Origin of the sequence: Paenibacillus sp. FSL R5-0490 (assembly GCF_001956215.1) — a bacterium.
Classification (GTDB): Bacteria; Bacillota; Bacilli; order Bacillales; family Cytobacillaceae; genus Cytobacillus.
The window spans coordinates 97,110-110,191 of the sequence record NZ_MRTQ01000007.1; the positions used below are offsets into that span (position 1 = coordinate 97,110).

The window sequence follows — 13,082 nt, forward strand, 5'->3', positions numbered from 1 at the left end:
TCCTCCTTCGCAGAAAAGTTTTATTTATTGGCAACGTCATTATTCTTATATAAATGAAGGGCGTAAATTATGGCCAATACACTAACAACCGTGATGGATGCTATTCCAGAAAAAATGTTTTTCAGCTTATAATTTGTCAGATCCGTGACTACCAGGCTGAAAAAATAGGGATTTAACAGCTGCCAGTCTCCTAAAGATGAGAAAAGCATTGCAATAGATGTTGTACAGCCTATTACAGCTGTAAGGATTCCTGCAACGATATTTCTAAAAGCAATGCTGGCCAGTATTGTGATGCATACAAGCCCACACTGAGTAAAAGCTATTTTCAAACTGCCCAGAATCTCTGACTTTATGAAATTCTGTGGCGGCGGGATATCAGCAAAGATAAGACATATGATCAGATTTACACAAAAAATCAGCAAACAAGAAGTCAGGATAAACAAGAAAATAATGAACACTTTACCTGTAAAAAAAGATGCTCTTGAATGCGGATAGGTAAAATGGGCTTCTGCAGTGCCTTCACGGTATTCCCTTGAGAAAATAAAACTTGCAATGCCTGCATAGAAAATCGGCGCTATGATAACCGCCAGCAGGAAATTCACAAAAACCAAAGATGTGTTCCAATTAAAGGCTGAGTCTTCCAATAATCCGGATAGCATGACATAAATAAGATTAAAAACAATGGGTATGAGAATAACGCCCAATATCATCCATTGAACAATTGTCCTTCGCAATTTCAGCAGCTCAGTCTGCAGGATCGTGATCATGAAAGATCCTCCTCCTTCGTGATGGATAAAAAGTAGTTTTCGAGGGAATCGCGGGCATTAACCATTTCATATACCTCCACAAAACCATCAACCATTCTTGCATTTAACTCAGCTGCCTGAACACTGTTATAGATCTTGATTAGACCCTTATTACATATGACATAGTCTGAGATTTTCAACTCATTCTCCAGGATGAACGAAGCTTTATTCACATTATTTACCGAGATTTGCAAGTATCTTTTTTTCTTTTCCTGCAAGGCTTCATAATTGAGTTCTTCAATTAATCTTCCCCTATGTATAATTCCGAGAACATTGGACAAATGATCGATCTCAGATAAAATATGACTTGATAGCAAAATAGCAACCTCATAGTCGTTAGCCAGTTTCAGCAGGGTTTGTCTCAGGTCTTTCATGACCTGTGGATCCAGGCCATTGGTCGGTTCATCCAGAATAAGAAACTCCGGATAATGCAGCATTGACCTTGCAATCCCAAGTCTTTGCTTCATCCCGACTGAAAAGTCTTCCACCTTCTTGTCTTTGTATTGCATGAGGTTTAACTTCCTCAGCATTTCCTCGGTGCGTTTTTTTGAAGTGACTCCCATTAGCCGCCTGTGTATTTCCAGGTTTTCTTCTGCAGTCAGGTTATGATAAAAGTTGGAGTGGCCAATAAAAGAACCGATTTTCTCAAAGATGGATTGGTTTTTAGCCGGATTTTTTCCAAATAGTTCAACCTTGCCCTTTGTTGGCTTGATTAAGTGCAGGATCATTTTCAGGGTAGTAGTCTTGCCGGCTCCATTTTTCCCGATTAAACCGTATATTTCCCCCTTTTTGATTGTCATATCTATATTTTGCACCACTTGTTTATTCTGATAGATTTTTGTCAGACCAAATGTCCTTAATACATCCATTCTCGCCCTCCTCTCATTTATGGCATTTATTCACCAAATAAGGTAAATATTAACTAACAATTAAAATATTACTATACTTTTTTTAAGTATTCCTAAACAATTTCTTACATTTTCCTTACATCTGCTCTTCGGCTATTAAAGAAAAGGAGAAACACGTTCTATCGTAAGGCTTGCTTGTAACATGGATTTGTCCATTTTGTTTTTCTACTAATTTCTTTGTAATGGATAGACCAAGCCCATTCCCGGCAATGGTGCGGGATTTCTCGGCTTGAAACAGCCGATTGAATACATGAGGTAAATCTTTTTCCATTATCCCCTCACCTTTATCCCAGATCTCAATCCAGCAGAGCTTATCAGCTTGCTCGATATTCACTCCTATTACTTTACCTTCCGCTCCATATTTAACAGCATTTTGGATCAGGTTATTTAAGATTCTCTCAACAGAGCCTCTGTCACATCTTACATATAATGGTTCATCTGGCAAATCAATTTCCGGAGTTAGGCCTCTTCTTTCAAACTCGACAAAAAAGGCCACAAATACATCCATGATGATTTCCACAATATTTTCTCTTTGAAGCTTTATATCAATTTCTCCGGCTTCAAGCTGAGCAAGTTCAAAAAATGATTCAGTGATCGCCGTTAACTTCTGGGCCTTCTGATAGACCACTTCCAGATACTTCAGCCTCTCTTCTTCAGTCATTCTGCTGTTTTCCCGGTAAATAACCTCCATATATCCTAATATGGAGGTTAGAGGGGTGCGAATATCATGCGAGATATTGGTAATCATTTTCTTTCTTTCTAATTCAAGAAAATTAGTTTTCTCTCTGTTGTGATGATATTTTTCCATAAAACGATTAATCGAATCGATCAGACTTATTAATGGTGAGCTGGAATAGTGAATCCGTAAATGAGTCACAGAGTTATTTGAAATAGATTCATCCAAATCTCCTTTTATTTTTTTGAATTGTTTATTGAGGGAAATCCTATCATACAGGAGTCCCAGCACAATAATGGTTAACAGAATAATCATCGTCCTCATCATTTTCGTTCACCTGCAAACCGGTAGCCGATTCCCCAGACAGTCTGTATATATTCTGGTGCAGATGGGTCTGTTTCAATTTTATTTCGCAGGCGATTTATATGAACCATTACTGTATTATCATCGGTATGGAAATCCTCTTTCCAGATGTGTGAAAAGATTTGTGATTTGCTGAATACTTTTGCCGGATGGGTAAGAAGAAGCTCCAGAATGGCAAACTCCTTAGCTGTTAACATGATTTTATTATTTTTAATTTTGACTTCATATGTATCACGGTTTAATTCCAGATCATTAAATTTCAATAACTTCTGCGAATCTTCTTTTTTTGTTTCATTAAGATAGAGGTAGCGTCTAAGCTGAGCTTTCACTCTGGCAAGAAATTCTCCAATAAAAAAAGGCTTAGAAATATAATCATCAGCTCCAAGCCCTAAACCCAGCACTTTATCCTGTTCTCCCCCTTTGGCGCTTAAGATCATCACGGGTGTATTTTTATGTTGTCTGACGTGCTGAAGAACTTCCAATCCATCCATCTGCGGGAGCATAATATCCAAGATAATCAAATCATAATGAAAACTGTTTATAAAATCCAGCGCCTCTTTTCCATTATCGACCAGCTGTGTATCATACCCTTCATTTTGCAGTGTTCTTTGAATTAGATGGCTGATTTCTTTGTCATCTTCGGCAACTAAGATCTTCGAAAGGCTCATGTGTATCACCTCTAGTGATTATTTAGATACACTTTGATTCTAACACATTGTTTTTGTAAATTTTAACATTTCTCTCAAAATAATAAGAAAGGGCTATCCCATTTCAAGTCAGCTCCATGAATCATTTCCAGCATAGACAGACAAATTCCGGCGCTTCCTTCCAAAAGCCCTGGTTTATGCAGCATTTTATTTTCCGCATCAGTATATCCAAATGGGGCCTCCGGATTATAGCTGTCTATTAGCTTATTTGCATAGTCTTTCAGTTTCTCTTTATATATGGAAAAATGCTCTTCTTCTTTTCTCACCATTTTATGCAGGATATGCATGTTACCTGAAACGCCATGACAAAAACTGAGTCCGTTCACGCTCGTATCTTTTAATTCCTTAGCGATAAGTGAAGTATACGCCTCCAACGCCTCTCTTATTAAGCTTTTTTCATTCAGCGCTTTTCCAGCAAGATATAACGAATAGGCAATTCCAGGCAGTCCGTAGCACCAGGCATCCGGATGGTCTTCATTGTAATTCGGCTTCCCAAATACTTCATGTTCAAATGAGATAATATCCGGCCAGGAAATGCTTTCTCCCTTCACTCTTTTCTTGTTTACTAACCATTGGGAGATCTCCCATATCGCTTCCTTTTGCCCCTTTACTTCGTACCCGTCAAGGCTGGACCGGGCCAAACCTGCAAGCGTACCCGCAATGCCATGGGACATTCCACTATTAAAGCATCCATTGGGATACATCGTTTGATAGTCCTGATTGAATTGATAGTGTCCCGGAATATACCAGCCTGGAACCACTTCTCCATCAATACTTATTTTATCTGCCAGACGGACTTGATTTTTCATTACTTCCTTATACAGACACTGGGCCGTTTCATTCTCAGGCAGCTCCCGCAAATATACTGCCAAACCTGAAAGCCCTGACATGGGATCATACCAAAAAGGGGAAACGCCTTTAGCTTCGCTGAAAGTTTCGGACCCTTCCCTTAAAAATTGTTCGATTCTTTTAAAAGCTAAACTGTTTAATTGCTGCAGGAATCCCGAGTAGCGCGTCCCTCCTCTGGAAGCATGCAAAACAGCGTAAGCGATTCCCGTTAATCCGCTATATAGAGATACATCATCAAGGCTTTTCCCATTCATTTCTTCATGCAAAGCCATTAAATAGTCATGTATAACCTCATCCCAGCCTTCCTCAGGATAAAGCATGTCCAGCTTCGAATAAAAAAGAATAAGGCCTGGATATCCCTGAGATAAAGAACAGCTATCCCAAGGGCTCCTCCCCTCTGAATTTCGGTTGGAGGCTGCACAAGCGGCGGCTTTAACCTGTGCAGGATCTTTTAATTTGTATGCAATGTCATGGACGATCTGCTTCATATTCATGACAGTGGATGAACCTTCCAGTTTGACCATAATTCCTCCTCCTAACACTCTTTCTGCTTCTATTTGACCCAATCTCTGCGATTCCACCGCAATAGTGTAAAAGAATAGGTGGGAACGATAACAAGCAAAAGAAACCATAAATACGAGAGGTCTGCCTCTAGCAGGAACACAAACAATTCCTGGCTGCCAAACAGCAGAATATCAAATAAATCACTGAGATACACAGAAATGAAGAGTAAGAACAAGTAAGTGATAACAGTAATGATCGTATTCGGCAGTGTGACACTTAATAAACTGGCTACACCTATCAGGGCAACAAAAATAATGAATACACCAAGATAATATTTCACCTGATATATATAGGCTTCCGCCACTCCCATTACAGGTGCATTTTCATAATAAAAACTAACCGAATCCGCCTTCGGATAAAATAAGTATCCCGCAGCCGTGCCCACTGCAAAGGTGATTGCCATCATGACAGCCACCAGCATAATCAGCAGAAACCATTTTGCTAATAAAATGTCTTTTAATGAGAGAGGTCTGATCGCCACCAGGCGAAGGCCTCCCGACTGGTACTCGCCATTAATGCTGTCGATGCACAGTACAGGCAGTATGATGAGGACCATCAAATAATAGATTTTCTTCAGCAGAAAAATAGAGTAATTCAGTGAGTTGAGCGGTGCACTTTCTTCCATTGTAAAAAACAGGTTTTCTGCCAGCAAAGACTGAACAAGAATATAAATCATGAAAATGGAAAAGAACAAGATGTTTTTTTTTCGACTGAACATTCTTTGCCATTCACTGGTAAGCAATGGATTCATTTTGTCTCCCTCCTTCTAATGTAAGGAATCTCTTCTGGAGAATATGATTAGTGAAACTGCAGTCCCCACAAGTATATAAGCCATCATAACAGCCAATATCCATCCCTTTAAAAACACTTGATCTGTAAGCATCTGAACAATTCCGCTAAACTGAATCTCAATTAAAGAAAAGTAGACGTACTGTGAATAGCCAATGGACTCTCCAAACATTCCAAGCAGTACTGGAAAAAGCATGGAAGCCAGCAAAAAACCGGCTGTTATCGCAAATGCCGTTGTGGATGATCTGCTTATGACCCCCACCAGAACCGCAACACTGGCCACCGCTGCAAGCGACAGATAGGAAAGCAGATAATAAGCCGCACTATAGCCTAAAGAGTCAAAGGGGGAAACAGGCTCTGGCTGAAAAAATAAGTAGACTTCTTCTGCACTTTCGAAAAAAAGCCATCCCGCAGCTGCCGAACAGATAAAATAGGCAGCCACGAGCAAAAAGAGATAAAGCAAAACGGAAAAATACTTCGCCCAAAAAACGCTTGAAAAACGAAAGCTTCTTTGCAGGACCATTCGAAGCTCGCCGGTTCTGTATTCATGCGTGAAGCTCATGATAATGATCAGAACAGCCACGATATTGAAATAGAGCATAAAGACTTCCGCAATACTCATAACAGGGAAATTGGACCAGAACGAGTACTGCGGGTCCGTCTTCTCGAGTACTTCATTGTTTTCTCTTGATTGAAGGGCCGTAACGAGCACTAGGAAGGGAATGAGGATAAAAAAAAGAATGGAACTTTTTTTGCTCCAGAGACGTTCCCATTCACAAAGGAATATAGATCTCATTGCGCCATCAGCTCAATAAAGATTTCTTCCAGGTTTCTTTCAGATTTCTCAATGCCCGTTATCCCAATGTTTTCTTCAGCTAGTATTCTTCGGAGATACTGAAGCTCATCTTCTGTACATATAGCCTGAAGTGTCCTGGAATCAAGCCTTTTGATCTGAAGTTTTCCCTTTAACAGGGATAAGGCTTTATCAGGCTGTGCACAGCTGATTTCCCACCTGGCTTTTCCAATGAGATCATCAAGTCTTCCTGTCCATTTAAGCTCACCTTCATGAATCATGACGATTTTATTGCAGATATGCTGAAGTTCATCAAGCAAATGACTGGATATTAAAAATGTCAGGCCTTTTTCATTTCTTAATCGCAATATCAGTTCTCTCAGGAATTTCATCCCCATCGGATCGAGCCCATTGGCCGGCTCATCCAGAATAATCACTTCAGGGTCGCCCAATAGCGCCTGGGCAATCCCCAGCCGCTGCTTCATACCGAGGGAATAAGAGGAAACTTTATCATTGCCTCTATCTTTTAATCCGACCAGCTCGAGCAATTCCTCCACTTTCCTGTTATGTTCTGACCTGGGGATATGGGGATGCAGCTTAATCAAGTTTCTTAAATTCCCCCTCCCGGACATATGTCCGAAAAAGATCGGCGTTTCAACGATGGCACCCACCCGGCTTAATGCCTGCTTCCGATTCTTTGATACAGAGTTCCCAAGCACCAGCACATCTCCCGCAGATGGCTTTACAAGCCCCATCATTACCCGGATCAGTGTCGTCTTTCCCGCGCCATTCGGTCCAAGGAACCCGCAAATATCCCCCTGCTCTATATCAAAAGTAACCTCATGAAGCAATTTTCTTGTTTTTATCTTTTTGGAAACACTTCGCACTTCCAATACCTTCGGTTCCATGTCAGCACCTCACTCAGCTTCTCCTCCTCAGGAAAAAGCGGACTATTTGTAAAAATAGTATCATGATCTATTTAAGAATCTTTTTCTTAATTCTTACATTTTTCTTAAGCCTAAAAAAATACCCCTCAATCGTGCCAGGGGTACCTCTTACACTGCCTTCACGGCAGGCTCTTGGCCATACATCTCTTTATACAGTCCATCCGCTGCCAGCAGTTCCTCATGTCTGCCCGCCTGGACAATTCTGCCCTTCTCGAGAACAATGATCACATCCGCATCCTTTATGGTATTCAGCCTGTGTGCAATAATGATCTGGGTGCAGGCAATACTTCGGACCTGGTCATGGATATGGCGCTCATTCTGATTATCAACGGCACTAGTTGCTTCATCCAGCAAAAGAATCTGCGGCTCCTTGAGGAGTGCCCTCGCAATTGCGATCCGCTGGCGCTGGCCGCCGGAAATATCTGCGCCTCCTTCTGCAACAGGAGTAAAATAATGCATTGGCATTGCCATGATTTCATTATGGATTCCAGACCTTTTACAAGCTTTGACGATCTCTTCTTCCGTAGCATCTTCATGATAAAGCGACACATTTTCAAGAATCGTTTTATTAAATATCGGTGTCTCCTGGGACACAACTCCAATCTGCTTTCGTAAAGACGGCAAATCCAGCTCCCGGATTGATATGCCATCAAAGCATATGGTTCCTGCGTTCGGCTGGTGCAGTCCAATCATAAGCCGTGCCAGCGTGCTTTTTCCTGATCCGGATGGTCCTACAATCGCAACTTTTTGACCTGGCTGAATGCTCACACTGATACTCTGAAGACTTGGCTCGCTGAATTCGGAATATTTAAAGGTGACATCTTTTAATTCAATACTGCCCGATAGCTTATCCAGCTTTTTTAATTGTTTAGACTGATCCTGTTCCGGCCTGGCATGCAGAATATCCCCAGCCCTCATTAAATAAGCCTTAAGCATTATCAGCTGGCTCACAGATCTCACCAAATTCTCGACTAATAAAAACAGGCTTCCGGCCATTGTAAAAATGGCTACCAGCGTCCCAAGTGATAATCGGCCGTTCAGCATCTCCATTACACCTATCCATAAAATGATAAATGGCGCTATTGTCTGTATGCCTGCATTCATACTGTCAAGCCAGTTCATGGCAGCATCTCTGGATTTAACCTTTCGGAGATACTCGACAAACAAAGAATTCCAATTTCTGTATATCCTTTCTTCCGTTCCGGTGGTTTTGATGGCCGCAATATGGTAAATCATTTCACTCATGGCTCCCTGCACCGCCGTCTGTGCCATTACTGTTTCTTTAGACAGATGTTTTAATTTGGGGTTAAAAATCAAAACGGTCGCTGCCGAGAGCAAAATTAATAAAAGAACGGATATCCCCATTGTCATTGAAAAATAAGCGGCAAAGGAAAACATCGCAACAATTAATAAGGAATCAAAAATGCTAGTGATCACATTGGCAGAAAGGATTTCCCGAATGTGAACATTGCTGTTGGCCCTGAAGATAAGGTCTCCAAAAGTCCTAAGCTGAAAAAACTTATAAGGCAAGGAGAGAAAGTGCTGGATAAACCTGCTCATCATCTGCAAATCCAGCGTGTTTTTCAGCCTGATCAAAACCTTTGTCCTTAAATAAGAGAAACAGGTTTGAAACAGGATCAGAAAAAACGTCGCCGCCCCCAGCAGAGAAAACAGATGAACATTTTTTTCATCCAGTGCATCAATAATAAATTTTGTCAGGATGGGCAAGCCCAGAGTGAAAATCTGAAGAAACCCTGACATGAATAAGACAGACAGAATCAGTTTCCTATTTTTTTTCAGCAAGTAAGCATATTGGCTCCAGACTTTAGTGCTGCTGTCCTTTTTCACAGCCCATAATTTGTCCTGCGGCTCGCAAAGCAAAGCATAGCCGCTAAATCCTTTTTCCATTTCAGTTACTGACAGCCTGATTTTCCCTTTAGCAGGATCGACGATAAAATACGTTCCATTTTTGATTTTTTCCAGGATTACATAATGGTTTTGTTCCCAATGAAGGATGGCAGGGAGCGAAACCGATTCGAGCCCGTCTATCGATACCTTAACGGCGCTGCATGTAAATCCGGCCGATTCCGCTGTTGAGGCTAAGTTGTACATGGAGATGCCGTCTCTTCCTACGGATAGCCTTTCCTGCAATTCGTAAAAGGAGACTGAACTTCTGTAATACTTAGCCAGCATCTTCAGGCAGCAGATCCCACATTCCGACCGTTCCATTTGTTCCATAAACGGGACAGTGCGCATCGTTTTTTTCCTTGTCATTTATGGATCACCTCAAGATGTCCAAGCTGCAGGGAGAGCAGTGAAGGAACAGAATCCGGATCATGCAGCCTCAATAATTGGTAGCCTATTCCGGAGAGTCCTGTCATAAATCCGGGTATATGTCCGGCCCAGATTAATGAATCAGCAGATTTCCTTTTCTGTTCTAGAACGGAAGCTGCCATATTCTCTGCTATTTCCCGAAGGTCTTGTCTGTTTTCTTTTTCTGCAGCCAGCAGCAGCAGTTCGATATTCCCCATATCTCCATGACAGAGATTGATTCCTCTGCCAAAACCGTCCTTCAGTGTTTTATTAATCGCTCTTTGAATATCTCTTTCAAAAAGGGGATTCCCCTGCCCCTTCATCATTAATCGGCTGATGCCAATTCCCGCTGCTCCGTTACACCAAAAAACAGGAATATCATTGGGCCCTTCCCTGTGGTCACTCCAATTTTCGTCTTCAGTGCTATACCAGCTATTTTCGTACTGAACCGCTTGCAGGGATGCTTCCTGAAAGTCTGGTCTCCCCGCTTTGTCAGCTAATACTTGTAGCGCCCACGCAATGCCGGCTCCTCCGTGAGACAGTCCGTTTAATGGCCGGTCAAATCCCGGAATAACCCACCCTATCCCTTCAGGATATTCGGTTTTATGCTTCATTAGATGATTTCCGCATTTTATCGCTGTTTGAAGCGCATGCATTGACTTTGTCAGATCATAAAAATTCAGCAGGGCAAAAATGACACCAGCACTGCCAGACATGATATCGTAGCGCCTGTCATAATCAATCTGTTTTTCAATATGGCCTATTACCTCACAGGCAAGTTCCTCGAAATTATCAAGGTTCCATAGTTTTTGAAAGTGACAGAGAGAAAGGAGAATGGATCCCCATCCGGTAAATACCGAGATACCATCATCGTTTGCAGGATGCTTAATCCTGTCCTTAACCATCTGAAACGCTCTCTTGGCCGCATCTGTATATTTCTCATTCTTTGCTGAACGTCCCAGATAACCTAAAAACAAGCTGATACCAAGAATTCCATCGTATAGACCGTAATGTAACGGAGACAGCCGGGCATCTGCCCCATGCTCTTTGCTTATCCCAATCCAGGTTGCATCTTTCTGTCCTTCTCCGTAAATAGCCCGCTTGCATAATAGATTTCCTATTTCAATGGCCTCTTCTTTAAACCTTTCTTTGCTGACCTGTCCCTTTTCCAGAAGAACCGGATCAATAGGAGTATCTTCTGCTTTATCCTTTTCCAGAGTAGCCAGTGACATTTCTATGTATTCCAGCTGAGTATTCAAATCTTTCAAAGAGAGTTTTCTTATATTTTGGTCAACTAAGTTCCTGCCTGCAGTCTGGTAGAAATTTTTTATTTCTTCTTGTTGACTGGTCCATATACTTGTTGAACTTGGCTTTGCCGTAAAGTAAGGTATATCCCCGGCTAAAAGATCCTGCAGCTCATAAGGTATGACAAGATTGAACATTTGGTTCACTTCCCCTGTATTCCAAAGCGGCATAAATAACCATTCCCGATCAAGGCCATTTTGCAGATAATCAGGATGAAAGCTGGTTTCCAGAAACGTATGATAGATTTGGGTTGACCTGAGCACAACACGTACTTCTGCATGGTTAAATGCTTGAAGCGGTCCATTTGCCGAAAGCAATACATCTTTATGTTCCAGCATTATGGTATAGAGATCGTTAAATCCTTGCTGCAATGAATCCTTATAATCTCCTAAACTCGGTTTTTTTGTTTTTAAGCGGGGGACATTTTTGCCAGAGGAAGTTTGCCCTTTTCCTTTTACCAGCTTCATTTGATCTGTATAAATATCTTTGATCATAAATACATTGTGTGTAACTTCCTGCCCGCCTCTGCCGCCTATCCCGCTTACATCCACACCATCCTGGACTTTATCGGCAGAAAATTGAACAGGAAGCATCATTGTTTTCAATACTGAACTGGATAAATTCTTAATTGCCTCGTGTACAGCGGTTTTTCTGGCAGGTATCGTTACTTCATTCTGAAATAATACTTCCAGGTCAACCAGCATTGGGTGTTCGCCATTTGCAATGATATTTTCATAATGAAAGTCCCCGGCATTAAGTATGTATAGAAGCCCAATTAACGCTCCCTGTCTGTAATAAAACCGCTCCAATTCTTCAATCGATTCACAATCTTTATAATCAATGAATTCCATCCATCCATAATTCTTTCTGGAAATTACGCTTAAGGTTTTCAGCGGGTGCTTCAGCCCTTTCTGATTTATCCAGGACAAAAGGTTTTGAAAGGATTCATCAACTGCAATAGACCTTGGTTTATAAACCGCCTGTTTACCATTTTGAAACTGAATGATATGTACTGCTTCCCCGTTCTTATGTGTATCTCCCATGCCAAATTCAATTGTTTTGATTACACTGCCTTGTGAGAAAATGGTTAATCCTTGATAGTCATCAATGAATCTCCTAATCATTTGATTAAAGGTTTTAATAAGCATAAGCGTTCTTTCAGTCATAACCCTTGCTAAAACAGGATAATGACTGAAAAGCTTTTTTATGTCTTCATTATTGGTTAAAGAATTCTCAACAAAATATTGATATCTTTCTTTTTTCGTTTCTCCCTGCAATTGCTCAAGGTATGATGAAATATTCAATTCTAAAATTAAGGTTTTTAAAGCAATAAATGATAAATGTTCATGGAGGTATCGGCTGAAGGAGGCAATTACGCCTTTTACATCAAGATAGTTATCCTCATTCCTATTGTTTATGTAATGTAGTGTTTTCGTCTGAGCCCAACTTATAAAAGGCCTTACAAAAGGGCTGAATACCTTGCTTATATCACTGTCTATGTCATATGCGATTGAATATTCAGCCTCATTGGCAAGTATACTCTCATAATAATTGCACCATTCTTCATTGCATTTGGCGGATTCTTCTTTTTTCATTATGAGAGCGGCAAATTCGTCTTTAGTTAAATTTAAAGTGTTCAAGCATAGCTCGAATTGTTCTGGATAAACGATTCCAGATTTTGTTTTCCATTTTGACAATAGTGTGTGGTCCGTATTCTGTTCGCTGCTGCTTATTTGTCTTTCAGTAAAATATTGGGCCTTTCCATTGTGCATCCTAAAACCCCCTTAATGAATGTTAATAAAAATGTCAGGCAAAAAATTGCCTGACATCCGATTTACAGCATTTGAATCAATCTCCAGGATAGCATCTCACTACTGATGGACAATTTCTAATTGTGATTAGGATCGTGCGGCAAACCCAAGCAGTTTGAGGCTGTACATCCGCTCCGCCAGAAATGTTCTTAAGTTCTTCAGCATCTACCTGAGACACCGGGTGCTCAAAATCAACTTCATTACGAAATTCAGGATTCCTTAAAGCTCTAACAACTAATTCTTTTGACATT

General features: G+C 40.9%; 10 protein-coding genes and 1 pseudogene. All 11 read right to left on the bottom strand.

Annotated features, from left to right (window positions below; genetic code table 11):
* Nucleotides 1-20: 20 nt before the first annotated feature.
* Nucleotides 21-767 (bottom strand): ABC transporter permease, encoded by a 747-nt coding sequence (locus BK139_RS07370; RefSeq protein ID WP_076257709.1) that lies wholly within the window; start codon nt 765-767, stop codon nt 21-23.
* Entirely contained in the window at nt 764-1,675 is a 912-nt protein-coding gene (locus tag BK139_RS07375; protein WP_076257710.1) for an ATP-binding cassette domain-containing protein, read from the bottom strand. Before BK139_RS07375 ends, BK139_RS07370 begins: the two co-directional genes overlap by 4 nt.
* A gap of 115 nt (nt 1,676-1,790) precedes the next feature.
* A complete protein-coding gene (locus BK139_RS07380; RefSeq protein WP_083675319.1) occupies nt 1,791-2,717 on the bottom strand; it encodes a sensor histidine kinase in 927 nt (308 codons plus the stop codon).
* Entirely contained in the window at nt 2,714-3,421 is a 708-nt protein-coding gene (locus BK139_RS07385) for a response regulator transcription factor (protein ID WP_076257711.1), read from the bottom strand. Before BK139_RS07385 ends, BK139_RS07380 begins: the two co-directional genes overlap by 4 nt.
* Nucleotides 3,422-3,495: 74 nt before the next feature.
* Nucleotides 3,496-4,833, bottom strand: coding sequence for a lanthionine synthetase C family protein (locus tag BK139_RS07390; RefSeq protein WP_076257712.1), 1,338 nt, complete (start codon nt 4,831-4,833; stop codon nt 3,496-3,498).
* 29 nt (nt 4,834-4,862) lie between these two features.
* Entirely contained in the window at nt 4,863-5,624 is a 762-nt protein-coding gene (locus tag BK139_RS07395) for an ABC transporter permease (protein WP_076257713.1), read from the bottom strand.
* A 15-nt stretch (nt 5,625-5,639) separates the two neighbouring features.
* Nucleotides 5,640-6,458 carry a hypothetical protein gene (locus tag BK139_RS07400; RefSeq protein WP_076257714.1) on the bottom strand — a complete coding sequence of 273 codons (819 nt, stop codon included), beginning with the start codon at nt 6,456-6,458 and terminating at the stop codon, nt 5,640-5,642.
* Nucleotides 6,459-6,682: 224 nt separating this feature from the next.
* A pseudogene (locus BK139_RS07405) lies at nt 6,683-7,363 on the bottom strand (ABC transporter ATP-binding protein); the annotation flags it as partial.
* Nucleotides 7,364-7,510: 147 nt separating this feature from the next.
* Complete coding sequence (locus BK139_RS07410; RefSeq protein WP_076257716.1) at nt 7,511-9,676, bottom strand: peptidase domain-containing ABC transporter; 2,166 nt, start codon at nt 9,674-9,676, stop codon at nt 7,511-7,513.
* The gene (locus BK139_RS07415; protein WP_076257717.1) at nt 9,673-12,792 is read right to left on the bottom strand and encodes a type 2 lanthipeptide synthetase LanM family protein; all 3,120 of its coding nucleotides are present in this window, start codon (nt 12,790-12,792) and stop codon (nt 9,673-9,675) included. Before BK139_RS07415 ends, BK139_RS07410 begins: the two co-directional genes overlap by 4 nt.
* Nucleotides 12,793-12,868: 76 nt before the next feature.
* A complete protein-coding gene (locus tag BK139_RS07420; RefSeq protein ID WP_061791363.1) occupies nt 12,869-13,081 on the bottom strand; it encodes a class II lanthipeptide, LchA2/BrtA2 family in 213 nt (70 codons plus the stop codon).
* Nucleotide 13,082 lies beyond the last annotated feature (1 nt).

Excerpts from the sequence above, each read along its gene's own strand:
- BK139_RS07370 (WP_076257709.1), bottom strand. The coding sequence starts at position 767 with ATGATCACGATCCTGCAGACTGAGCTGCTGAAATTGCGAAGGACAATT.
- BK139_RS07375 (WP_076257710.1), bottom strand. The coding sequence starts at position 1,675 with ATGGATGTATTAAGGACATTTGGTCTGACAAAAATCTATCAGAATAAA.
- BK139_RS07380 (WP_083675319.1), bottom strand. The coding sequence starts at position 2,717 with ATGATGAGGACGATGATTATTCTGTTAACCATTATTGTGCTGGGACTC.
- BK139_RS07385 (WP_076257711.1), bottom strand. The coding sequence starts at position 3,421 with ATGAGCCTTTCGAAGATCTTAGTTGCCGAAGATGACAAAGAAATCAGC.
- BK139_RS07390 (WP_076257712.1), bottom strand. The coding sequence starts at position 4,833 with ATGGTCAAACTGGAAGGTTCATCCACTGTCATGAATATGAAGCAGATC.
- BK139_RS07395 (WP_076257713.1), bottom strand. The coding sequence starts at position 5,624 with ATGAATCCATTGCTTACCAGTGAATGGCAAAGAATGTTCAGTCGAAAA.
- BK139_RS07400 (WP_076257714.1), bottom strand. The coding sequence starts at position 6,458 with ATGAGATCTATATTCCTTTGTGAATGGGAACGTCTCTGGAGCAAAAAA.
- BK139_RS07410 (WP_076257716.1), bottom strand. The coding sequence starts at position 9,676 with ATGACAAGGAAAAAAACGATGCGCACTGTCCCGTTTATGGAACAAATG.
- BK139_RS07415 (WP_076257717.1), bottom strand. The coding sequence starts at position 12,792 with ATGCACAATGGAAAGGCCCAATATTTTACTGAAAGACAAATAAGCAGC.
- BK139_RS07420 (WP_061791363.1), bottom strand. The coding sequence starts at position 13,081 with ATGTCAAAAGAATTAGTTGTTAGAGCTTTAAGGAATCCTGAATTTCGT.